The organism is Limosilactobacillus reuteri (genome assembly GCF_034259105.1).
GTDB lineage: Bacteria > Bacillota > Bacilli > Lactobacillales > Lactobacillaceae > Limosilactobacillus > Limosilactobacillus reuteri_G.
In genome coordinates this window covers 2,051,952-2,074,924 of the sequence record NZ_CP139478.1, presented here as the reverse complement: position 1 = coordinate 2,074,924, position 22,973 = coordinate 2,051,952, and the positions used below count along the sequence as shown (strand labels likewise).

Annotated in this window: 21 protein-coding genes and 3 pseudogenes; 18 read left to right on the top strand and 6 right to left on the bottom strand. The window is 38.8% G+C overall.

Annotated elements, in window-relative coordinates:
- The first annotated feature begins 395 nt into the window (after positions 1 to 395).
- The 9 genes from rpmH to SH603_RS11285 all read left to right on the top strand — a co-directional run bounded on the left by rpmH (position 396) and on the right by SH603_RS11285 (position 11,295).
- Positions 396 to 530, top strand: a complete 135-nt coding sequence (gene rpmH / locus SH603_RS11325; RefSeq protein WP_003665227.1) for a 50S ribosomal protein L34 — start codon at positions 396 to 398, stop codon at positions 528 to 530.
- A gap of 138 nt (positions 531 to 668) precedes the next feature.
- Positions 669 to 1,022, top strand: coding sequence for a ribonuclease P protein component (gene rnpA / locus SH603_RS11320; RefSeq protein ID WP_003665224.1), 354 nt, complete (start codon positions 669 to 671; stop codon positions 1,020 to 1,022).
- Between the two features lie 3 nt (positions 1,023 to 1,025).
- Positions 1,026 to 1,859: a membrane protein insertase YidC gene (yidC, locus tag SH603_RS11315; protein ID WP_004562481.1), complete on the top strand. Its 834-nt coding sequence runs from the start codon at positions 1,026 to 1,028 to the stop codon at positions 1,857 to 1,859.
- Between the two features lie 96 nt (positions 1,860 to 1,955).
- Positions 1,956 to 2,723, top strand: coding sequence for an RNA-binding cell elongation regulator Jag/EloR (gene jag / locus SH603_RS11310; RefSeq protein WP_321533971.1), 768 nt, complete (start codon positions 1,956 to 1,958; stop codon positions 2,721 to 2,723).
- A 156-nt stretch (positions 2,724 to 2,879) separates the two neighbouring features.
- Positions 2,880 to 4,268, top strand: coding sequence for a tRNA uridine-5-carboxymethylaminomethyl(34) synthesis GTPase MnmE (mnmE, locus tag SH603_RS11305; RefSeq protein ID WP_321533970.1), 1,389 nt, complete (start codon positions 2,880 to 2,882; stop codon positions 4,266 to 4,268).
- 11 nt (positions 4,269 to 4,279) lie between these two features.
- A complete protein-coding gene (mnmG, locus tag SH603_RS11300) occupies positions 4,280 to 6,223 on the top strand; it encodes a tRNA uridine-5-carboxymethylaminomethyl(34) synthesis enzyme MnmG (protein WP_169477722.1) in 1,944 nt (647 codons plus the stop codon).
- Positions 6,224 to 6,421: 198 nt separating this feature from the next.
- On the top strand, positions 6,422 to 8,341 hold the full coding sequence (asnB, locus tag SH603_RS11295) for an asparagine synthase (glutamine-hydrolyzing) (RefSeq protein WP_169471680.1): 1,920 nt from the start codon (positions 6,422 to 6,424) through the stop codon (positions 8,339 to 8,341).
- Positions 8,342 to 8,482: 141 nt separating this feature from the next.
- Complete coding sequence (locus tag SH603_RS11290; RefSeq protein ID WP_169477721.1) at positions 8,483 to 10,033, top strand: UDP-N-acetylmuramoyl-L-alanyl-D-glutamate--2,6-diaminopimelate ligase; 1,551 nt, start codon at positions 8,483 to 8,485, stop codon at positions 10,031 to 10,033.
- Positions 10,034 to 10,050: 17 nt separating this feature from the next.
- Complete coding sequence (locus tag SH603_RS11285) at positions 10,051 to 11,295, top strand: carboxylate--amine ligase (RefSeq protein ID WP_113897072.1); 1,245 nt, start codon at positions 10,051 to 10,053, stop codon at positions 11,293 to 11,295.
- Between the two features lie 235 nt (positions 11,296 to 11,530).
- Here SH603_RS11285 and SH603_RS11280 read toward each other — a convergent pair whose 3' ends face one another.
- Positions 11,531 to 12,496, bottom strand: coding sequence for an IS30 family transposase (locus SH603_RS11280; protein WP_321533969.1), 966 nt, complete (start codon positions 12,494 to 12,496; stop codon positions 11,531 to 11,533).
- A 194-nt stretch (positions 12,497 to 12,690) separates the two neighbouring features.
- On the opposite strand from SH603_RS11280, the gene lepB reads away from it, so the two are divergent.
- From lepB to SH603_RS11260, 4 genes are all read left to right on the top strand, one after another.
- Positions 12,691 to 13,296 (top strand): signal peptidase I, encoded by a 606-nt coding sequence (gene lepB, locus SH603_RS11275; protein ID WP_003665211.1) that lies wholly within the window; start codon positions 12,691 to 12,693, stop codon positions 13,294 to 13,296.
- 142 nt (positions 13,297 to 13,438) lie between these two features.
- A complete protein-coding gene (locus tag SH603_RS11270) occupies positions 13,439 to 13,528 on the top strand; it encodes a hypothetical protein (RefSeq protein WP_321534237.1) in 90 nt (29 codons plus the stop codon).
- 649 nt (positions 13,529 to 14,177) lie between these two features.
- Positions 14,178 to 15,560, top strand: coding sequence for a group II intron reverse transcriptase/maturase (gene ltrA, locus SH603_RS11265; RefSeq protein WP_321533904.1), 1,383 nt, complete (start codon positions 14,178 to 14,180; stop codon positions 15,558 to 15,560).
- A gap of 178 nt (positions 15,561 to 15,738) precedes the next feature.
- Positions 15,739 to 16,602, top strand: coding sequence for an aldo/keto reductase (locus SH603_RS11260; protein ID WP_169473827.1), 864 nt, complete (start codon positions 15,739 to 15,741; stop codon positions 16,600 to 16,602).
- A gap of 309 nt (positions 16,603 to 16,911) precedes the next feature.
- Here SH603_RS11260 and SH603_RS11255 read toward each other — a convergent pair whose 3' ends face one another.
- From SH603_RS11255 to SH603_RS11240, 4 genes are all read right to left on the bottom strand, one after another.
- Positions 16,912 to 17,490 (bottom strand): ABC transporter transmembrane domain-containing protein, encoded by a 579-nt coding sequence (locus SH603_RS11255; RefSeq protein ID WP_321533968.1) that lies wholly within the window; start codon positions 17,488 to 17,490, stop codon positions 16,912 to 16,914.
- Positions 17,491 to 17,497: 7 nt separating this feature from the next.
- Positions 17,498 to 17,992, bottom strand: coding sequence for an ABC transporter transmembrane domain-containing protein (locus tag SH603_RS11250; RefSeq protein ID WP_318636003.1), 495 nt, complete (start codon positions 17,990 to 17,992; stop codon positions 17,498 to 17,500).
- Positions 17,993 to 18,135: 143 nt separating this feature from the next.
- A complete protein-coding gene (locus SH603_RS11245; RefSeq protein WP_321533967.1) occupies positions 18,136 to 19,104 on the bottom strand; it encodes an IS30 family transposase in 969 nt (322 codons plus the stop codon).
- 65 nt (positions 19,105 to 19,169) lie between these two features.
- The gene (locus SH603_RS11240) at positions 19,170 to 19,577 is read right to left on the bottom strand and encodes a cysteine peptidase family C39 domain-containing protein (protein WP_169477615.1); all 408 of its coding nucleotides are present in this window, start codon (positions 19,575 to 19,577) and stop codon (positions 19,170 to 19,172) included.
- A gap of 277 nt (positions 19,578 to 19,854) precedes the next feature.
- Here SH603_RS11240 and SH603_RS11235 point away from each other — a divergent pair, with 277 nt between their 5' ends.
- From SH603_RS11235 to SH603_RS11205, 5 genes and pseudogenes are all read left to right on the top strand, one after another.
- Complete coding sequence (locus tag SH603_RS11235) at positions 19,855 to 20,217, top strand: winged helix-turn-helix domain-containing protein (protein WP_169473789.1); 363 nt, start codon at positions 19,855 to 19,857, stop codon at positions 20,215 to 20,217.
- Positions 20,218 to 20,277: 60 nt separating this feature from the next.
- A pseudogene (locus SH603_RS11425) lies at positions 20,278 to 20,968 on the top strand (AzlC family ABC transporter permease).
- Between the two features lie 4 nt (positions 20,969 to 20,972).
- On the top strand, positions 20,973 to 21,278 hold the full coding sequence (locus SH603_RS11215) for a branched-chain amino acid transporter permease (protein ID WP_035156246.1): 306 nt from the start codon (positions 20,973 to 20,975) through the stop codon (positions 21,276 to 21,278).
- Positions 21,279 to 21,374: 96 nt separating this feature from the next.
- Positions 21,375 to 22,028, top strand: a pseudogene (locus SH603_RS11210) (glucose-6-phosphate 1-dehydrogenase family protein).
- A gap of 46 nt (positions 22,029 to 22,074) precedes the next feature.
- Positions 22,075 to 22,221, top strand: coding sequence for a hypothetical protein (locus tag SH603_RS11205; protein WP_169473580.1), 147 nt, complete (start codon positions 22,075 to 22,077; stop codon positions 22,219 to 22,221).
- Positions 22,222 to 22,318: 97 nt separating this feature from the next.
- Here SH603_RS11205 and SH603_RS11200 read toward each other — a convergent pair.
- Positions 22,319 to 22,950: pseudogene (locus SH603_RS11200) on the bottom strand (GyrI-like domain-containing protein).
- Between the last annotated feature and the right edge of the window lie 23 nt (positions 22,951 to 22,973).

The window sequence follows — 22,973 nt, the reverse complement described above, 5'->3', positions numbered from 1 at the left end:
CACTGTGTGTAAATTAATAATATTCTTGTGAAAAATGGAGAAAAGGAGATTTTGCTATCAGTTATACACAGAATTGTGTTGATATATGATATTGACACAGCAGTGAACTAGAGAGTTATCAACACCTAAAAGGCTACCTGTGGATAACTTTATCAACAGGTGTGAATCTGGGGATAATCTCGGAAAAACATTGTTGATAACTTGTCCATAAATTATGAATTTACACAACGCTGTGGATTATTTTGCCGATTTTGTTAATAATCAAAAAAATTTAAATAAAAATTCGCCGTTTATTAATTTCGGTAAGTGTGTTATACTACCAAAGTATGTTTGAAGAGATCGTCTTTTAGACTCTAGAAACCAAACCACTCGAATTTAATAGGAGGTGCAATTGTATGAAGCGCACGTTTCAACCAAAGAAGCGTCACCGTGCACGTGTCCATGGCTTCCGTAAGCGCATGAGCACCAGTAACGGCCGTAAGGTATTAGCACGTCGGCGTCAAAAGGGCAGAAAAGTATTATCTGCATAAACACGGCCACTTTTATAGTGGCTTTTTTTATTGTGTGGGGCAGGGCAGTCAGCTTGACGAGCAATTTGAATCGTTAAAGTTGTCGTATGCCCAGCCCTATTTTTATATCTACTTAAATTAAGGCTGGGGATTATACAAATGAGAAAATCATATCGCGTAAAAAAGGAAAGTGAGTTTCAACGGGTTTTTGAAACCCATAATTCCGTGGCCAACCACAAATTTGTCGTATATCAAATGGAAAAGCCAGGACAAAAACATTTTCGTGTCGGTATTTCTGTCGGGAAGAAGATTGGAAATGCTGTTCATCGTAATTGGGTTAAGCGGCGTATTCGTCAAACATTATTAGAGGTAAAACCGCAATTACGGTCTGATGTTGATTTCTTGGTTATTGCTCGGTCAGCGGCAGATGGTTTATCAATGGCAGAAACAAAGAAAAACCTAGTGCACGTTTTAAAGCGAGCACATTTGTTAGATGAAAAAAGTGAGGATTAGGATTTGAATAAGAAAACAAAAAAATTCCTAAGCTTGGGAGCAATCATGAGCTTAACCCTATTTTTAGCTGCTTGCTCCAATAAGCCAATTACTAGTCATAGTACTGGTATCTGGGACCACTACATTATCTATAACTGTTCACAATTTATCATTTGGTTATCAAAGCACTTTGGCGGATATGGAATGGGGATCATTATCTTTACGATCATCATCCGGATCATCTTACTGCCATTGATGTTCTACCAAACAAAGACCATGATGAAGACGCAAGAACTTGCTCCTCAATTAAAGGCAATTCAGAAAAAGTACTCATCACGTGATCGCGAGTCAATGCAAAAGATGCAAATGGAAACGCAGAAGCTCTATAAAGAAGCTGGCGTTAACCCATGGGCTTCGATGCTTCCGTTACTGGTTCAGTTACCAGTCATGTGGGCTCTTTATCAAGCAATTTGGCGGACCTCAGCCTTACGGAATGGAACTTTCTTGTGGCTTCAGTTAGGTCACCCGGACCCATACTACATTATGCCTATTCTAGCGGCATTATTTACATTTATTAGTTCATGGTTATCCATGGCTTCAATGCCCGAAAAAAATTCAATGACAACTACAATGACGTGGTTTATGCCGATTATGGTATTCTTCATGGCATTGGGATTCTCTTCAGCTATTACCTTATATTGGGTAGTAACAAATGCCTTCCAGGTTGTCCAAACGCTTATCATTCAGAATCCATTTAAGATTCGTCGTGAACGTGAAGAAAAGCAACGGGCTGAAAAAGCAAAACGTCGCAAGATTGAAAAAGCAAAACGTCGCGCTTACCAAAGTCGGCGGAAATAAGTTATTAAGGCTGTGACAAGTAAAGTTGTTGCGAGCCTTTTTATATTAGTAATAAATTTAAAGAGTGGAAATTAATTAAATTCACGGGGGATAGAAATGGCAGTTTTTACTGGAACAACAATTGAAGAAGCAAAAGAAAAGGCCCGTACACAATTGAAACCAACCGTTAATCAGACAATTGAATTTGTGGTTCTTCAACAGCCACGGCACGGTTTTCTAGGAATTGGACGACGCCAAGCGCAAGTGGATGCAGTAATAAAAGATAAAGAAATTGCGATGTCCTCACTGGAAGAAAAAGATAAGCAGCCAGCAAAAGAGTCAGAACAAAAGCCTGCAAGCTTAAATTCCGCTGAAGACGAGCTCGACCCTGCTGAAATCAAGCGGCGGCAACAGGCCAATCTTAAAAAGGTTCAAGCAACTAGTAAAGAATTGGTTGAGTATCTAACAACAGTATTTAAGGAATTGGGCATTGCTGTTGAACCACGGATTATTAATTTAGAATCTCATGACCTCAAAATTGATCTTAAAACTGAGGAAAATGGACGAGTAATCGGTAAGCATGGTCGCCGGATCAACGCGATGGAACAGCTTAGTAATATATTCATGGATTACCATGGAGCAGCAAAAGTAAATGTTGAACTTGATACTTCCAATTATCGCGAACGACGTCAAGAAGCAGTTCACAACCTGGCGCAAAAGGCAGCGATGGAAGTAGTTGCAAGTGGGAAAGCAGTTTTTATGGACCCGATGCCCGCCCGCGAACGGAAACAAATTCACCATGAACTTGAGAATAATCACCATGTAAAAACATACTCCCACGGTCGGGAACCTTACCGGAGTATCGTGATTGCGCCCAAGGACTAACTTATTTGTTGACAATTTCTGGTAATGATCTTAGAATATGAGCGGTTATAAATTTAATATTCGTTAAAGTAGTGAAAGTGCTTTGACCATGTTAGTGATATTTTTATTACTATGCATGGACTGGCACTTTTTTTGTTAGAAAGGAGTAAAGTAGCGATGGCAAATAGCGAGAATGATACGATTGCAGCAATTTCGACGCCGGTTGGTGAAGGTGGAATTTCCATTATCCGAATTAGTGGGGATGATGCGGTGAAAGTTGCTCAACGGATCTACAAAGGAAAAGATCTCGCCAAAGTAGCAACTCATACCATTAACTATGGTCATATTGTCGACCCTGATACGGATCAAGAAGTCGATGAAGTGATGGTTTCAGTAATGCGCGCTCCTCACACTTATACGCGTGAAGACGTAATTGAAATCAACTGTCACGGGGGATTGTTAGCAACTAACCGTATTCTGCAATTGGTACTGAGCTTTGGCGCCCGGATGGCAGAACCAGGTGAATTTACTAAACGGGCCTTCTTAAATGGCCGTCTCGATTTATCCCAATCAGAAGCGGTAATGGATCTAATTCGCGCAAAGACAGATAAATCGATGAAGGTTGCATTAAACCAGCTTGATGGTGATTTGTCGCGGTTAATTCGTAATTTGCGCCAGGATATTTTGGATGTATTAGCGCAAGTAGAGGTTAATATTGACTATCCAGAATATGATGCTGTTGAAGAAATGACGACGAAACTCTTAAAAGAAAAAGCAGAGGACATTCAACAACGAATCCAAGGGCTTCTTAACACAGCTAAGCAAGGAAAGGTTTTGCGAGATGGTTTAGCAACGGCTATCATCGGGCAGCCAAATGTTGGTAAATCAAGCTTATTGAATTCCTTGCTTCACGAAGACAAGGCGATCGTTACAAACGTTGCCGGGACAACCCGGGACGTAATTGAAGAATACGTCAATGTCAACGGGGTGCCATTGAAGTTAATTGACACAGCAGGAATCCGCGATACAAATGACCAAGTTGAAAAGATCGGGGTAGAGCGGAGTCGTAAAGCCTTGGGCGCCGCTGACTTAGTACTTCTCTTGATTGATAGTTCAAATGAATTGACTGACGAGGATCGCCAATTACTGGAAGCAACCAAGGATAAGCAGCGGATCATCATCTTAAATAAGACGGATCTTCCACGCAAGATTGATTTAGAGGAATTGAAATCACTGGCTGGTAAGAGTGCTGTTATTGAAACTTCAATCGTTAATCATGAAGGGATGGATCAACTTGGTGAACAGATTGGTCACATGTTCTTCAACGAGGGGATTGAAAGCAATCAGAATAATGTAATGGTTACAAATGCTCGGCATATTGGCTTACTCCACCAAGCTAATGATGCTTTAAGCGATGTCTTAAAAGGAATTAATGATGGAATGCCGGTAGACCTGGTTCAAATTGATATGACCCGGTGTTGGGAATTATTAGGTGAAATTACTGGGGATAGTTACCATGATGAGTTGCTTGACCAGTTATTTAGTCAATTCTGTTTAGGAAAGTAGGGAATAAAAGAATGAAGAGTTCAGAAGCATTGCAAACATCTGATGCCGTTCAATACGAAGCGGGATCATACGATGTAATTGTTGTCGGCGCGGGTCATGCCGGAAGCGAGGCCGCCCTTGCCGCAGCCCGGATGGGGAATAAAACCTTATTGGTAACAATTAATCTAGAAATGGTTGCTTTTATGCCATGTAACCCCTCTGTTGGTGGTCCGGCAAAAGGAATCGTGGTCCGCGAAATTGATGCTCTTGGTGGTGAAATGGGTCATAACATTGATAAGACCTATGTCCAAATGCGGATGTTAAATACCGGTAAGGGTCCCGCTGTCCGTGCATTACGAGCTCAAGCAGATAAACATGCTTATCACCGTGCAATGAAGCAGACAATTGAGGAAGAACCTAACCTTACTCTCCGTCAAGCAACTGTTGACCAGTTAATTGTTGAAGATGGTGTCTGCAAAGGTGTTATTACTAATACAGGAGCTCGTTACCACGCTAAGACAGTTGTACTAACTGTTGGAACTGCAGCGCGCGGAAAGATCATTATTGGTGAATTACAGTATGAATCTGGTCCAAATAACTCTAAGTCTGCGGTAAAACTTTCGGAAAACCTTGAAGAACTTGGCTTTGATCTTGAGCGTTTTAAGACGGGAACGCCACCACGGGTTAATGGAAAGACTATCGACTATAGTGTAACGGAAGAACAACCAGGGGATGAGGAACCACATCACTTTAGTTTTGATACTCCTGATAGTGCCTATATTCCAATTAGCGAACAATTATCTTGTTGGTTAACTTATACAAATGAAGGGACGCATGCCATTATTCGGGAAAATCTTAGCCGGGCCCCAATGTTCTCTGGTGTTATCAAGGGTGTTGGGCCACGCTACTGTCCTTCAATTGAAGATAAGATTGTTCGTTTTGCTGATAAGCCACGGCACCAAGTTTTCCTTGAACCAGAAGGCCGGGATACGGATGAATATTACCTTGACGGAATTTCGACATCAATGCCAGAAGAAATCCAACAAAAGATTGTGCACTCAATCAAGGGGTTAAAAAATGCAGAAATGATGCGTCCTGGATATGCAATTGAATACGATGTAGTTGCGCCGTACCAACTTCACCCAACCCTTGAAACTAAGATCATTAAGAATCTCTATACTGCAGGCCAAACAAACGGTTCTTCAGGTTATGAAGAAGCAGCGGGTCAAGGATTAATTGCAGGAATTAATGCAGGATTACGAGCACAAGGCAAGGAACCATTTGTCCTCAAGCGCTCGGACGCATATATCGGCGTGATGATCGACGACTTAGTAACGAAGGGAACGAAAGAACCTTACCGTTTACTTACAAGTCGGGCAGAATATCGGTTAATTTTACGGCATGATAACGCTGATTTCCGGTTAATGGAAATGGGCCATCATGTTGGTTTAGTTAGTGATGAGCGGCTTGCTAAAATGGAAGAGAAGAGGCGTCAAGTCGCAGCTGAAATTAAACGATTAGAAGAAATTAAGCTCAAGCCAAGCGACGATAAGGTTAATGAATTTATTGAAGCTCACGGGGATAACCGCTTAAAAGATGGAATTGCGGCAGCTGACCTCTTGAAGCGACCATACTTCGATTACCAAACGTTGGCCGAATTCATTCCGGCACCAGAGCAGGAACTTGATCGTCATGTGATTGAGCAGGTTGAAATTCAATTAAAATATGCTGGTTACATCAAGAAAGAGGAAGTTAAGGTTGAACGGATGAAGCGGATGGAAGCTAAACGGATTCCGGATGATATCGATTATGGTGATATTGATGGTCTAGCAACTGAAGGACGCCAAAAGCTTGAAAAGATTCGTCCAGAAACTTTAGCCCAAGCCTCGCGAATTAGTGGAGTTAACCCCGCTGATATTGCAATCTTGAGTGTTTACGTCCGACAGGGAAAATTTTCCAAGAAGGATCGTAAATAAAATTTCCCGGGAAATAAAATCTGGAGAAATAGGGTAATGCCTCCGCTTTCCAGATTTTATTATGGTTTTCTTAAAGCAAAGGGATAATATACTTAAGTTTGGCATTATATGGTATAATTTAGGTTCGAGTTTTAATAACGAATTTTAAATAACTATTTTGTGATCCGTGAATTTAAGAGAAAGAAGAGGAAATTTATAATGTGTGGGATTGTTGCATTTGTTGATAATGAAAAACCACAAATTAAAGACCAATTAATCAAAAAAATGAAGGACCGGATTATTCACCGGGGACCTGATGCGGAAGGTCAATATGTGGATGATGATGTAGCACTTGGCTTCCGGCGCTTGAGTTTTATTGATGTTAAGTCTGGTAATCAACCAATCTTTAATGAAGATAGCTCAAAAGCCATTGAATTCAACGGTGAAATTTACAATTTTGAAGAATTACGTGAAGAATTAATCAGTAAGGGTCACACATTTAAGACACATGCCGATACTGAAGTAATCTTGCACGGATATGAAGAATGGGGGAAGGATGTTGTTAACAAGCTGCGCGGAATGTTCGGCTTTGTTATCTGGGATTTTAAGACGAAAGAAATGTTCGGTGCCCGTGATCATTTTGGAATCAAACCATTGTATTACGCTAAGATGAACGGTACTTTCTTTGTTGGGTCTGAAATTAAGGCATTTCTTGATCACCCTAACTTTAAGAAGGAACTTAATAAAGAAGCGCTTAAACCATACATGACATTCCAATACCCAGTTACTCAAGAAACTTTCTTTAAAGGTGTTTACCGGCTTCCAGAAGGTCATTACTTTACTTATAAAGACGGTCAGTTTGAAATGACTCAATACTGGGACGAAAACTTTGAACCAGAAGACGAGACGTTTGATGAAGCTGTTAACAAGATTGATGATGTTGTTAAGAATTCTGTTAAGGCACATACGTTTGCGGATAAAGGAATTAAGGTTGGTTCATTCCTTTCCGCAGGGGTTGATTCAAGTTTAGTAACGGCCTTGATGCGTCCAGATAATACGTTCTCAATCGGATTTGATAGTACTTACGATGAGACTAAACAAGCACGTGAATTAGCAGCTAAGATGGGCTTGAAGAATACTGATGAAAAGTTGACTAACGAAGAAGCTTTCCATGCATTCCCAATGATTCAATACTACTTAGATGAACCCGATTCTAACCCATCTGTTGTTCCTTTATACTTCTTGAACAAGTTGGCAAAGGATAACGGTTACAAGGCCCTTCTTTCTGGTGAAGGTGCCGATGAATTATTCGCGGGATACATTGATTATGGTTTCAATACGAAAGTTAAGTTTATCCGGTGGGTAACTGACCAACTAAAGAAGATGCCTCGTGAACGCCGGTATAAGTTTGCTAAGTGGTTAGATGGGAAACACTTCCACGGCCAAGAGCATATGTACCGCAACTTAGCGCCAGCACGGGATACTTTTATTGGTCAAGCATACATCTTTAGTCCTGAAGAAGCTGCTGACTACTTGCAACCAGAATTTGATTGCGGACCAAGTATTGCCGACATTCTTAATCCACTTTTTGATAAGATGGAAGATAAAGATATCGATGAAGTCGCAAAGAAGCAATATGTTGACTTACACCGTTTCATGCCTGGCGATATTTGTTTAAAGGCAGATAAGATGAGTATGGCTAACTCTGTTGAAATCCGGGTACCACTTCTTGACAAAGAGGTAATGAAAGTAGCTGAAACGACACCAACTAAGTACCTCTTTAACTATAAGGATACAAAGTGGGCATTCCGGATGGCTGCTAATCGGCATTTACCGGAAGAATGGGCTACACGGCCTAAGATGGGCTTCCCAACACCAGTCCGTGCATGGCTTCGGGAAAAAAAGTACTACCAAGAAGTACGTGAATTATTTGAACAAGACTTCGTAAAAGAGTTCTTTGATCAAGAAAAGCTTCTAAAACTTGCCGATGATAACTTCGAAGGCAAGGTGGATGGTCGTCGTAAGATTTGGACAATCTACACTTTCTTAACGTGGTATAAGTTATACTTCATTGATAACTTCAAACCTGATGAATCAGGAATTGACCGCGCACAAAAAACGGCTACAACAGAAGCATAGAAAAATATTAAAGGAGGCTGGCGAAGGGCTGTAGAACTCTTCTAAGTCTCCTTTTTTGTTAGTTGATAACCCTTATTTATTTTTATGATAAAAAATGAAATAATATAGGGCAGATTAGATTGAAGGAGAGTCATTTGCAAGATGGAATTGCATATTACACCTGCTTTAGCATTATTGCGCGAGCACCATTTATTGGATCATGTTAGTAATTTGACTGATTTTACCGCAACTAGCGTGTCCTATGATTCACGGAAGGTAAAATCAGGAACTTTATTCTTTTGTAAAGGAAATTTTTTGCCTAAATACCTAGCATCCGCTAAAGAAAAAGGTGCGATTGCGTATGTGGCTGAAAAGGAATATCCAGAGGGCGAAGGGTTGCCAGCTATTATCGTGAACGATGAACAAAAAGCGATGTCTTTATTGGGGGCAGCATTTTATGGCTATCCGCAAAATGATTTGTTCATTATTGCGATTACAGGAACAAAAGGCAAAACAACAACGGCTTATTTTGCTGACCATATTCTAGCCCAAAGTACAGATAATCATATTGCCCTTTTTTCAACGCTTGATCGGATTTTAGGCAATAAGCCGGAAGATAAATTTAAATCTGATTTGACTACTCCTGAATCCTTAGACCTTTTCCATGATATGCGCGCTGCCGTTGATAACGGGATGACGCACTTAGTAATGGAAGTATCATCGCAAGCATACAAGAAAAACCGGATTTATGGTTTAAAGTATGATGTTGGAATTTTCTTAAACATTTCGCCAGACCATATCGGACGAAATGAGCACCCAACTTTTGCTGATTATCTTCACTGTAAGGAACAATTATTAGTAAATTCTGCTAAATGCTTAATCAATGCGGAAACTGAAAAGTTTACTGATGTTTATTACACTGCTAAGGCAACCACACAACCAGAAGACATTTTCTTGTTTGCACGGCGGGGAGCAAACATCGAATTACCTGACAATGCCCAAATAGATTTTGAATATCGAAATGATTTAGAAGATCTTCATGAAAGTGAATTTGAGTTGACCGCCTTAACTGAGAAAGCAAAGCAATTGAACTTAGATGGCCGTTATAAAACGAGTGTCCCTGGAGATTATAATGAAGGAAATGCGGTCGCTGCAATCATTGCTAGTGGATTAGCTGGGGCGAGTGCTAACGATGCCGTAGAAACATTAAATCATGTTCACATCCGTGGTCGAATGGAAATGATTAACAGTAATACTCATGGAACAATTTATGTTGATTATGCCCATAATTACGCTAGCTTGAAGCGACTCTTGGCATTCTTAAAACGACAAACTAATGCTGGTAAAGTAACAGTTGTCTTAGGAGCAACCGGTGATAAAGGCATTTCTCGCCGTCCAGGGTTTGGAAAAGCTTTAACTGAAGAACAACCAGATGAAGTGATTTTGACGACTGATGATCCAGGGTTTGAAGATCCGATGACTATTGCCCGGGAAATAGATTCTTATATTGATCATGATAAAGTAAAGCATATTCAATTTGAAATGGACCGCGAAACGGCGATCAAAAAGGCAATTGACGGTAGTGAAAATGATGATATTGTAGTCCTTGCAGGGAAGGGTGAAGATCCTTACCAGAAGATTAATGGTAAAGACGTCCCTTACCCAACGGATGTGAAGATTGCACGTGATTATATTAATGAACTAGAAAGATAAAGAGGAGTGGGGATCTAATGAGTGAACAACCTTTTGTTCCATTGATTCTAGGTAGTGATTTCAACGCTTACGGAATGGCACGGTCGATGTATGAAAAATATGGGATTAAGTCGCAATTATATGCTCGCCAACCATTGGCACCAACCCGTTATTCAAAAATTGTTGAATTGCATTATAATGAACAATTACAATCACCAGAAGTGTTTACGAAAGTATTAATTGAAGCGGCAGATGAGTTTGCTAAGCAGGGCAAGAAGACCGTTTTAATTAGTTGTGGGGATGACTACACTGAATTAGTTGCAAAAAATCGCAAAGAACTTTCTCAGCACATGTTCTGTCCATATGCTGATTATGATGAAGTGGCAACATTAACGGATAAAGAGAAGTTCTACAATGTCTGTGAAAAGTATGGTTTGCCTTATCCTAAAACCGATATTTTAAAACCGGACCTTGATTACAAGAACTATAAATCACCATTTGAATTTCCAATTGCTTTGAAGGCTGCTGATGCGGTGCAATGGCATAAGGGAAACTTTGAAGGGTATGAAAAGGCTTATATTATTAAGACACCAGAAAGATTAGCGGAAGTTCTGGGGATTATCTATGAGCATAGTCCATACAATGGCGACCTCGTTTTACAAGAATTTATCCCTGGTGATGATAGTAATATGCGGACCATCAATTGTTACGTTGATAAAGATCATAAGGTAAAGATGATGTGTCTCGGTCACCCGCTACTTGAAGATTGCAATCCAGCAAATGTTGGTAATTACGTTGCGATTATGCCAGCATATGATCAACAAATCTATGACAACATCAAGAATTTCCTTGAAAGTATTGAATTTACTGGATTTGTTAACTTTGATTTGAAATATGACCGTCGTGATGGCCAATTCAAGGTATTTGACCTCAATCCTCGCCAAGGTCGTAGTAGTTTCTTCGTTTCATTAAATGGCTATCAACTTGCTACTTTCCCAGTTGAAGATTACGTTTTTGATAGCTTAAAAGATCAAGAGACGATTTATGGGAACAAGGACGAAAGCAACTATAAGTTATGGCTGGGGGTCTCAAAAAAGACCTTCCTTCAGTATGCTAAAAATAACGAAATTAAAAAACAGGCTGAGGAGCTTATTAAAGAAGGTCGCTATGGAACAACTTTCCATTATGACAAGGACATGAATTTCATGCGGTGGTTAATGGAACAACGGATTAATCATAACTATCAAAAGAACTTCGAAAAGTACTTTGTCGAAAAGAAATAAAAATTAAAAGAAGAGGCTGGAAAAAACTTGTTTTTTCAACAGCCTCTTCTTTTATACGAATATTGTCTAAGATATCGTGGAACTAGCTTCGCGTCGCCACAAGGCTCGAGGCTAAGTCCGAACGATAATCAGCCCGTGCCGTGCTAATCACCGTTCTATCCTTAGCCCACCGCCTTGTCGAGAAGGTTAATTTTCCACTCACATCTTTTTAATGTTCCCGAAATGTCAATTTAAGTTAGAAAGAAAATAGTTGCTCATCAGTGACGTAAGACATGAATACTTCATATGGAGTTCGATAGCCTAGTGATTTACGGGGCAGGTTATTTCGCTTACTCATCAGTTGGGTTACCAATTCATCAGGAAGATTGCGGAAATCTAGCTGTTTCGTTAAGCCATCCCGGCGTAAAAGACCGTTGTTGTTTTCGTTCAGCCCTCGTTGATTGGGAGCACCAACCTCGGCAAAGTAAGTGTGAAGGTCAAATTGATTGGCAATCTCGCGCCAGCCGGCGAATTCTTTTCCGTTGTCAAAGGTAATCGATTTGAAGAAGTGCCGCGGGAATTTCCGAAGCCACTGACTTAAGTGTTGGTTAATCGCATCAGCCGTCTTTTCGTGCACATTGAGTACAATTTCGACCTTCGATTGGCGTTCGGTCAGGGTCATTACCGCCCCTTGGTGCTTTTTGCCTTGGACGGTATCAGCTTCAAGGTGCCCAAATTCAGTGGCATAGTGCGGAAAGTCCTTGGCACGCTCGTGAATACTTCGCCCCAATTGGCCAGCCTTCCCACGGCGCTCGACATAGCCATTCGGGTGCCGCTTACCTCGCATCGGCAAGGAACGGACATCGAAGCCGAACTGGCCACGTTCAAACATCCGGTAAAGAGTTCGCCGGTTACAACTAATTGGGCGCTCAGCGCGCCCAATAATGGTATCAGGCGTCCACCCCTGGGCAATTTTGTCGTTGATATAAGTGAGTTCAGCCAGTGACAACTGAGTACGTTTTCGGCTACAACGTTGCTTATTGCGCATATAGTGATCTTGATAATCAGCAATTGAGGCACCGGTTTCCAGGTAACGATAAACGCGATAAACGGTTTCGGCGCAACGTTTGATCATTTGGGCCACTCGGTACGCTTTAAGCTTTTGCACGAAAGAATGGGCGATGATTGTCAGCTCGTTTGTGGTAAGATGGGTGTAAGTCATTTGTGGTTTCCTTTCTTTTGTTTAGGGGTATTCAAAAGTCTACCACAAATGGCTTTTCTATTTTTCTAACTTAATTTTACAAACGGCGGTTATTAAATGTGAAAATAATATATTATTTATTATAAATAACTTTTCAGGTTTTATTACTAGTTGTATGATTAATAACAGTTAGATAAAGAAATTGAGGAATTATAATGAAAGCATTTCGTGAAGCAATGAGTTGGATTATTCCCATTTTAATCGGGTTAATAATCGCATTAGTAATTAAGCAGTTTTTCTTCCAAATTGTTCGGGTTGATGGCCCATCCATGCAACCAAACTTACAAAATAATGAACGAGTATTTTGTTTGAAAACTGCCAAGATCCATCATGGAAGTGTCGTTGTATTTGATGCTAATGGTGTTGATCCGCAAGTATCGGTCAAGACTGATTATGTTAAGCGAGTAATTGGACTTCCTGGTGATACTGTTAGCTCTAAGAATGGAAACATTTATGTTAACGGCAAAAAGATTAATCAAGACTACATTAGCAAGAGTCAACGAACAACCGGAACTGGAAACTGGACACTGCGTAGTATCTCAGTTCAGAACAGTTGGTTAAAGAATAATGGTGCCACAAAAGTTCCGAAAGGTGAATACTTTGTTCTTGGGGATCACCGGAGCGTTTCAAACGATGGTCGTTACTGGGGATTTGTACCTAAGAGTAAGATTGATGGGGTTGTAAAAGTTCCATCATGGACTGGGACAAAGACAACTCGCGAAAATGTTAATAAAGAATGGCAGCATTTCTATGACAAGTAATAACTTAGTGGGTAAAAAAATTCTGTAAGGAAGCTTTGATATGGATTATCAAATTTGGCTAGCGACAATAGATGATCAAGTAATCGCCTGATGTGTTCTTGAGTATTTTTATCCGCATCCTGCCCATGATCATTCGGCGCAGATAGCTATTTATATTCATAAAGATTATCGGCGACAAAATCTTGGCTATGCTTTATTAAGATATGCGCAAAACAAATTGAAGATCATTTAGATATAAGAACTGTAATTGCGTATATTTATATTGAAAATCAAGCAAGCTACCATCTTTTACCTCCTGTGGGTACGAAGAATGGGGTAAGTTACCACAAATTTCTGAAATAAATGGTCAAATGCGCTCTCTTTATATGATGGGTAGGCATTTTAATGAGTAGTAAACTTTATGAGGTTGAGCAATTTTAAGCTCTAACCTCTTTTTTAGTGCGCCCGGCATGGGTATTAGCTAGGTGGTGAAAGTCCGCTATGGGCCGTAGTAGTCGGAACCATGAGCTGAGGACAAGGGTGTCCACCGTGAGGTGGAATCTGAAGGAAGTCTAAGGCAAAGTACTGCATCGATGAACAAGAAGTAGCTATAAGGCTGAAATTAACTGGATAAGGCTGCTAGACAAGTTGAAGTCCAATACTACTCGAAGTTGGTCTCAGTAAAGCTAACGATGACATGGTACGAAAGCTAATATTCTTACCCGGGGAGATCTGGCCTACACGTTTCCGACAAGAGGAATAAGTTTAATTTCCACAGAAACAAGCGGTGCAGTGATGCAGTGTTGAGTAAGCCAGAAGTCAGCCGAGGTCATAGTAGTTTGAATAATCAGATGAAGGACTGAACGACAATAACTTGTAACTTATATCGGAGGTGTAATCAGGTGCGACAATCGCAGAAAACAGAACAACAAGCTGACCGCTTGTCGAGGATAGGTTTGGAAAACCGAAAGTACACAAGGGCGCGTAGTACCGGTTATGGTGAAGGTAAAGGTATGAGTGTCACTATCCAAGACCTGGTCTTGGATCGCAATAACCTTAATCAGGCTTATTTGCGAGTTAAGAGAAATAAAGGAGCAGCAGGCGTTGACGATATGACAGTCAATGACCTTCTGCCATATCTCAGAGAAAATAAGACGGAACTGATCGCTAGTTTGCGTGAGGGCAAGTATAAACCAGCTCCAGTCAAACGGGTAGAAATTCCGAAGCCTAATGGTGGAGTAAGAAGACTTGGAATACCAACGGTGGTGGACCGAATGGTTCAACAAGCTGTAGCCCAAATTCTTACGCCTATCTTTGAGCGTATTTTCTCTGATAATAGCTTTGGCTTCCGTCCCCACCGTGGGGCCCATGACGCTATTTCAAAAGTAGTAGATCTTTATAATCAAGGTTATCGAAGAGTTGTCGACTTAGACCTAAAAGCCTATTTTGATAACGTTAATCATGACTTGATGATTAAGTATCTCCAACAATATATTGATGACCCATGGACACTAAGACTCATTCGTAAGTTTCTAACTAGCGGAGTCTTAGACCATGGGCTTTTCGCTAAGAGTGAAAAAGGAACCCCACAAGGAGGGCCATTGTCACCACTACTGGCGAACATCTATCTAAATGAGTTGGACGAAGAGTTGACTAGACGTGGTCACCACTTTGTGCGCTATGCGGATGATTGTAACATCTATGTTAAAAGTCAACGAGCCGGAGAACGAGTAATGCGAAGCATTACCCAGTTTCTAGAAAAGCGCTTGAAAGTTAAAGTGAACCCAGATAAAACCAAAGTCGGTAGCCCGCTACGGTTGAAGTTTCTTGGCTTTTCGTTGGGTGTAGACCACAATGGGGCCTACGCCCGTCCAGCTAAACAATCGCAACAACGAGTAAAGAAAGCACTGAAGTTATTAACTAAACGTAATCGTGGAATATCTCTGACAAGAATGTTTGAAGAAATTCATCGAAAAATGCGTGGGTGGCTTCAGTACTACTCAATTGGGAAACTAACTAACTTTATTCAACGCCTTGACAAGTGGTTGAGGGTCCGAATAAGGCAGTATATTTGGAAGCAATGGAAAAAGTTTAAAACTAAGGTAACTAACTTACAGAAGTTGGGGCTGCCCCAGCATGATGCATATGTCTTCGCTAGTACCCGAAAGGGCTACTGGCGAACTGCACATAGTAAGACCTTGAGCTATTCTCTAACTAATAGAAAACTGGAACAACTCGGACTTATGAATATGTCCAAGACGCTCCAGTCAATTCAATGTGATTAAGTTGTCGAACCGCCGTATACGGAACCGTACGTACGGTGGTGTGAGAGGTCGATAATTGAACTAATCAATTATCTCCTACTCGATTTGTTCAAATCAAGGCTTACCATTTTACATTTATGGAAAAAATGACGACAATGGTTTTGTAGGAATAACTTGAAATGCGAAAGGACGGAGAACAATGATTTTAGATGAGACAATTACGCTTAACAGTGGTGTAAAGATTCCTAAGTTTGCCTTGGGAACCTGGATGATTGATGATGATCAAGTAGCTGAAGTAGTCCGCAACGCAATTAAGATGGGATATCGGCACATCGATACAGCTCAGGCTTATGACAATGAGCGGGGAGTCGGTGAAGGTATACGAACGGCCGGTATTGATCGGGATAAAATCTTTGTTACTTCAAAGATCGCTGCTGAACACAAAGATTATGATGTAACTAAAAAGTCGATTGACGAGACTCTTGAAAAGATGGGGCTTGATTATATCGACATGATGCTTATTCATAGTCCTCAACCATGGAAAGAAGTAAATCAATCCGATAATCGTTACCTGGAAGGAAATCTCGCAGCTTGGCGGGCTATGGAAGATGCCGTTAACGAAGGTAAGATTCGAACAATTGGCGTTTCGAATTTCAAAAAAGCCGATCTTAAAAATATTATCAAGAATAGCGATACCGTTCCCGCTGTTGATCAAGTTTTAGCTCATATTGGTCATACTCCATTCAATCTTTTATCATTTACTCATGAACACGACATTGCGGTTGAAGCATATTCACCAGTTGCTCACGGAGCTGCTTTGGACAATCCCGTAATTGAAAAGATGGCGAAAAAGTACAACGTTTCAGTTCCACAATTATGCATTCGGTATGATTGGCAATTAGGAATGATTGTCTTACCAAAGACTGCTAATCCAGAGCACATGAAGGAAAATGCTGAAATCGATTTTGAAATTTCTGAAGCTGATATGGACCTATTACGGCGAGTAAAGCCATTAGACTACGGTGATTTTGATATTTACCCTGTTTACGGTGGAAAAATGTAAAGATAAATAAAAATGGCAGGTCTGTTTGAGTGCTAATTACATTTAAACAGGCGTGCCATTTTTTGAACTTAGGTTGTTTTATATTCTTGATAAAAATTTTAGTTAGCTAAATCTTCGCCAATATTATATTTTATTTTTCCATCACTTACAATTAAGAAACATCTATTTTGATCAGTAGGTGTCAGGACTTTAAACGTAGCCATAGAATCGAGCTTTTCATCTGCTATTATTTGCGAAACTTCTTGAATGTCTCGTACATAGCTGTTCCATAGTGATACTTGCCCGGAATTCATTGACTGGTACATGGTACTATTCTGATCGACTGTTGCCTGTATTTTGCAATATACAGGCTAGTACAATTTTTTCAGATTTCTTTACTCTTAAATTAATATTATTAAGATCTTGTCTACCAAAATTGTATGCATAAGACACGTTTTTTAAGACAAATAGTTCCTCTGAATTCTGAAATTCTAATAATTTACCTCGTTCTTTTTTTTCTGATGAAATGGTTAATATCTCATTTAACCTGTCATTTGCAACACTTGCAGCTTGAATTTTTGGTTGAAGTTGTGCTAACTCTTTTAACGGGGTCGTTAAAAATACTAGTAATGCATTAAAAGTAATCAGCTGCCCCAATAATAAATTATTATTAATTACCAAGCGAGATCCTAGCCATAAAATAATGACACTATATATTGCATCAACATATAAAACTAAATTTTGTTGTAAAAGGTAAACCTTTGCAAAAGAAATATTGACTTTCATAAGTTCAAAATACTTTTGCGTTATTTTGGCTATATAATTATTTTCCCAGCCCATACTCTTAACCGTCTCGATACCAGATAAACTATCAACAATAAGCGAGCTAATTTCAGAATTTTTCTGCATACTTTTTCTATTTCATGCAATCTGCCAATACCTTTACAAAGAAGAAAATCACAATTAAATAAATTGGTAAAAACATAATAGCTATAAATGCTAAGTAAGAGCTTTGTAAAAATAAAACTCCTAGTGTTCCAATAACCATTAGTATATTGATGCTACAAGTAATATAAATATTCGCTATAGCCTCAACTATCTTATTAGAATCATTAAAGCGAGAAATTATTTCACCACGTTTTCTAGTTTCAAAAAAGCTTATAGGCAATTTAAATACATGCTTCAAATAATCCATTATTATTTTTTGAGTTAATTTTTGACCTAATACATCTGTTAGAAATTCATTAATAAATTTCGCCAAATTCCCAACAAAATACCCAATAATAAGTCCTAATGAAACTATACTAAGTATTCCTAATTCTCGTTGGGGTAAAAAATTATCAATAATACCTTGAAAGAGAAATGCTCCTATTATCTCAGCGCTCATGGATAGAATGGCACACATAACTATTAAAAATATTGATTTGTGAAATTTTGTTAATAAAGTTCTATAAGAGAATAAATTAGGTTGCTTAATAGTAACTGGTATATATTTTTGACTTTTTTCAAATAAAATTGCTATTCCAGTCCATTCTCCTGAAATGTCAATTTAAATTAGAAAAAAGGTGAAAGTTGTTCTTCTGTGACATGACTCAAGAATACTTCTAATGGTGTACGATAATTAAGAGATTTTCGTGGGATATTGTTGCGACGATGCATTAGCTGAGTGACTAGTTCGTCTGGTAAATCGCGAAAATCTAGCTTTTTACTAAGACCATCACGACGCAAGAGGCCGTTATTATTTTCGTTTAACCCTCGTTGATTGGGAGCACCGACTTCCGCAAAATAGGTGTGAAGATCATACTTATTGGCTATTTCTCGCCATCCAGCAAATTCTTTCCCGTTATCAAAAGTAATTGATTTAACAAAGTGACGTGGCAGTTTAGCGAGCCATTGATCAAGCTGACAATTCACTGCTTCGTCTGTTTTATGATGAATATTAAGGACAATCATTACTTTGGATTGTCGCTCTACTAGCGTCATTACCGCTCCGCGGTGAGCTTTACCTTGAACTGTATCAGCTTCAAAGTGCCCAAATTCATGTTGGTAATGCGGAAAATCACGATATCGTTGATAGATACTGCATCCTAATTGGCCAGCTTTACCACGATGTTCCACATAGCCATTGGGATGGCGTTTTCCTTTCATCGGTAGCTGTTTAACGGAAAAGCCATACTGATTGCGGGCAAACATGCGATAAAGGGTGCGCATACTGCAGCTAATTGGGTGTTCATGACGACCAATAATAGTATCAGGAGTCCAACCTGCCTTGATTTGCGCATGGATATAGTTAACTTCGATAGTTGGCAGTTGGGTCTGCTTCCGACCACAACGACGCTTATGTCGCTGATAAGTCTGAAGATATTGGTCGATGGTTTTACCGTCGTTGAGGAAACGATAAACACGATAGATGGTTTCTTGACTACGCTGAAGTAATTTAGCAGTCCGATAAGCTTTAGTACCTTGATACCAAAAATCAGCTATGAGAGTTAATTCACGTGTGGTAAGATGTTTATAGGTCATTTGTGATTGCCTTTCTTTTGATTAGGGATATTCAAAAGTCTATCACAAATGGCTTTTTATTTTTTCTAACTTAATTTTACAAACGACGTCTTTAAAAAAGCTTCTCTTGATTTCTTAATTATTCCTATATCATTATCTGGATCTGAAAGTACGACATGTTTTTCAGTTATTCGGTTAAGCACATAATAATGCTGAAGACTATTATTTTTTATAACATGTACTATTAATGGTAAGTATGATTGAACTTTATCAAATTCATCATATTTCAAACGAATAGCTTTTCCTATCAATTTGTATGCTTTTGCAGCTTGGATTATTCCATATATACTGGTTCCTTCTTTTGAAGTTTTAGCTAATGTTCTTAACCTAGCGATTGGTATTTTTGATTTATAATACTTAAGTACCATACTCAAGGCAGCCACACCACAATCTGATTCATCGACTTGAGCCGTATAATACTTCTTAAATTTCACTTTTCTCCTCCTCTTTTTTACTTTTTCATCATAGCAAACTTGCACGTTTAATTTACTGTTCATTATTTAACGTTGTTTTTTTGCTTTTTTTCGTTAAATAAGATACGTTTTTACTATTTATACAATTAAAACGACTATTTTTTACAGTTTATCATTAGGGTCTGTTTGTGATAAATTGTCTCTAAAGAATATTGATACAGCAGGTTCCTGCATTTTATTAAAACAGAGAGGTTCTTTTAGCCTATTAAAAAACAAACCTATAATTAGGAGCATTATTATGTCTGAATTTGCGAAAATGACCACGTACAAGAAAGAAGAATTTTTAGAAAAAGAAATTCTAAAATATCTGCAAAAAATCCAACAACCAGCTACTAGAACCCAAATAGCAGAATACTTGGTAAAAAATACAGATAGCATTCCTAATGATTCACTAAAATATGTAACATCAAAGAAAACCGATAGAGAATATGTTTCATTTATGAATCGCCTTAGTTTTGCCATAACTTCACTAAGAAAAGCCCAATTAATTGATCACCCCAAACGCGGAACTACAGTTTTAACAAAATTAGGACAGGATATTAATCCAGATAATGAAAAATATATTCACAAGCTAGTGATGAAAGGATGGGCCAAATTATGAAATAAGTCATATTTCACTTAAAATAAATTCAAGCAAATTTCAGGAAAGGAGAATTCGACCATGAGAAAGGAAGTACGTTACGCTTTTCAAAAAACTAGTCCGGTAATGCTTGGCTTTCTATTTTTAGGCGCCAGCTATGGGATCTATATGCATAAACTAGGCTTTAATTTTTTATATCCGTTATTAATGGCTGCGACCATTTTTGCTGGATCAGTCGAATTTGTAATTGGTAATCTTTTAGTCCAGAGTTTTCAGCCATTGACTGTTCTCATTTTAACTGCCCTTGTTAATTCACGACATGTTTTTTATGGCATTACGATGTTAAAAAATATGCCAATACGGGAAAGTTAAAGCCGATTCTTATTTTCGGAATGTGTGATGAGGCTTTTTCCTTAAATGCAACGCTAAAAATTCCAGATAATCTTGATCGCTCATATGTTTATTTTTACATAACCGCGTTCAACTATTTTAGTTGGGTAGCTGGTGCAGGCTTAGGTGGTCTCCTTGGGGAATGATTAACTTAAACTTAGCAGGTTTAGATTTTGTAATGACGGCGCTTTTTATTGTGTTGTTTACAGAACAGTTGAAAAATGCCCGAACTCAGCGTGATGCTCTGATTGGTTTAACATTTGCAATTATTTGTTTACTATTTTGCAACAAGAATGCTTTTCTATTAGTGACATTAGTAACACTTGTCGCGCTGTTCTCATTAAATTACTTAATCACGAGGAGAAAAAATGACATTAACTGAATAAATTATTTCAATTTTAATCGCAGCAGTTGTAACTATGGCGACCCGCTTTATCCCATTCCTGATTTTTGATCAGTCAAAAGAATTATCACCTTACCTGGAAGAACTGGGGAAATTCCTTCCGGCAGCAATCATGGGAGTATTAGTAATCTATTGTTATCGGAATATTTCTTTTGCTGAGCCTAGTAAGGCATTATTAGAAATCGTTGCCGGCTTAGTAACATTATTTATTCACCTTTGGAAAAGAAATATGCCACTATCGATCTTGGTCGGAACTGGCTTTTATATGGTGATGCTGAATTTGTTTTAATGAAGCTATAAAGCTAAATTATGATTCGTGTAAATTAAGAGTCATAGTTTAGCTTTTTTAGTTATGATATTCTTGGATAAAAAGGGGCGAGCTAAAATGACAGCATTAACTGAAAATATGTTTGCAATCTTTGACCAGCCGGAGTTTTCCTTTAAGAAGATTAAGGAAAATCATTCACCAGACGAGGTTGCAGAATTAAAAGAGAAGTTTAAAGCAGTTTGGCAAGTGTGGAAGAAAGTAAATCAAACTGTCGCTAGTCAACTACCAACGGGTGAATTTGCGAAGGTTCACGTTGAGAGTTGGACGAATGGTTGGAATTTACGTGACCATTATTGGGCCTCTTATCGCTTAGCATCCTTGGCAGACTATAATCCCTGTATTGGGGTGATGCTTGATAAAAAGCAGTTACAGGTCTACCTAATGTTTCAACATTATAAGAGTGAGCAACGACAAGGGACGCCGGATGAATACAATCAATTACTGGATAAAATACCGGAATGGGCTAATGATATTGATGCCACACGCTGGTATCTTTGGGATAAGGATGAGATGGAATTTTCTGATCATATGTCACTGACTAAATACATCAATAGTCGGGATGCTCAGCAGTAATTTAATTTTGATGCACGAAAGACCAGTTTTTTGCTTGGTAAATTTGCATTTCGTGGAAAAGACCAAGTTAATAATATGGAGGAATACATCAGTTCAGTTATTAGGCAACTTACCCCACTATATGAAGAATTGAAGTGAAGATGTAACGGGGATGTTAAGTAGAAAAGAGTTTGGAGTGTTTTAAATGGAATATAATTCTCAACAATTACAACAAGATATTAAACATGATCGTCAAATGATTGAATCATCATTTGATAGCAATAAGTTGTTTCCGCCTAAAGAGATGAAAGAACGCTTTGGTAAGTATGGTTGGGGAAAGCATGAAGATTAAGTATAAGCTGAATGAAATAATTGATTTGTAGCAAAAAAGGCACCAGAAGCTAGTTATAACTTCTGATGCCTTTTTTGTTTACCTATTAATAGTGTTATTAATTGTTTTTTACCGGAATTCGTAATACTGTTTTTAGATTTTTAATCTTGGTCCGGCGGGGATCTGACAAATAAATTTCATGGTGATGCCGATCATCGTTAATATCTACTTGTAAGCCCTGTTCCTCAATAAATTTATGTATTTTGTCGATCGTTGCCGGTTCATCATCATATGACCCGATATGAAGTGCTTGCACACAGAGGCCTTCGTGCATTGACAGGAATTCTACGTTATGTAAATCAAGCTGCTTCCTTTCGCTAGCCTTTTGAATTGCCCAGTCAAAAACATCTTGAGTAACAAAGTCGGGAAGGCGAATCATTGCAATGAAATTGAACTTTTCTTTGTGAGCGTAGTCAATTCCAGTGATACCATCTTGCCACCATAGTCCTTCTAGTGGGGGAACAACAAAATCAAAATAATCTGGAATTTGGTAGGTGCCTTTTTTGCTCATTTTAATGGTATAAGCAACAGCGTAGAGCTTTTCAATTGCTTTTTTATACTCACTATTTTCTTGATTAGGATCACCATGTCCCCGCACAGTAAGATCTTCATCGCTGGTACATTGATTAAGCTAGGACTCTTTCCGGAAACATACAATTCTTTCTGCTCTTTTCTGAAATTATAAGCCATCTTGTCACTTCCTATGTGGTGGA

Coding starts and splice junctions, on each gene's coding strand:
- jag (WP_321533971.1), top strand. CDS start 1,956: ATGGCAGTTTTTACTGGAACAACAATTGAAGAAGCAAAAGAAAAGGCC.
- SH603_RS11255 (WP_321533968.1), bottom strand. CDS start 17,490: ATGCAGAAAAATTCTGAAATTAGCTCGCTTATTGTTGATAGTTTATCT.
- mnmG (WP_169477722.1), top strand. CDS start 4,280: ATGAAGAGTTCAGAAGCATTGCAAACATCTGATGCCGTTCAATACGAA.
- SH603_RS11245 (WP_321533967.1), bottom strand. CDS start 19,104: ATGACCTATAAACATCTTACCACACGTGAATTAACTCTCATAGCTGAT.
- SH603_RS11290 (WP_169477721.1), top strand. CDS start 8,483: ATGGAATTGCATATTACACCTGCTTTAGCATTATTGCGCGAGCACCAT.
- lepB (WP_003665211.1), top strand. CDS start 12,691: ATGAAAGCATTTCGTGAAGCAATGAGTTGGATTATTCCCATTTTAATC.
- SH603_RS11280 (WP_321533969.1), bottom strand. CDS start 12,496: ATGACTTACACCCATCTTACCACAAACGAGCTGACAATCATCGCCCAT.
- rnpA (WP_003665224.1), top strand. CDS start 669: ATGAGAAAATCATATCGCGTAAAAAAGGAAAGTGAGTTTCAACGGGTT.
- SH603_RS11205 (WP_169473580.1), top strand. CDS start 22,075: ATGGAATATAATTCTCAACAATTACAACAAGATATTAAACATGATCGT.
- mnmE (WP_321533970.1), top strand. CDS start 2,880: ATGGCAAATAGCGAGAATGATACGATTGCAGCAATTTCGACGCCGGTT.
- SH603_RS11235 (WP_169473789.1), top strand. CDS start 19,855: ATGTCTGAATTTGCGAAAATGACCACGTACAAGAAAGAAGAATTTTTA.
- asnB (WP_169471680.1), top strand. CDS start 6,422: ATGTGTGGGATTGTTGCATTTGTTGATAATGAAAAACCACAAATTAAA.
- rpmH (WP_003665227.1), top strand. CDS start 396: ATGAAGCGCACGTTTCAACCAAAGAAGCGTCACCGTGCACGTGTCCAT.
- SH603_RS11285 (WP_113897072.1), top strand. CDS start 10,051: ATGAGTGAACAACCTTTTGTTCCATTGATTCTAGGTAGTGATTTCAAC.
- SH603_RS11260 (WP_169473827.1), top strand. CDS start 15,739: ATGATTTTAGATGAGACAATTACGCTTAACAGTGGTGTAAAGATTCCT.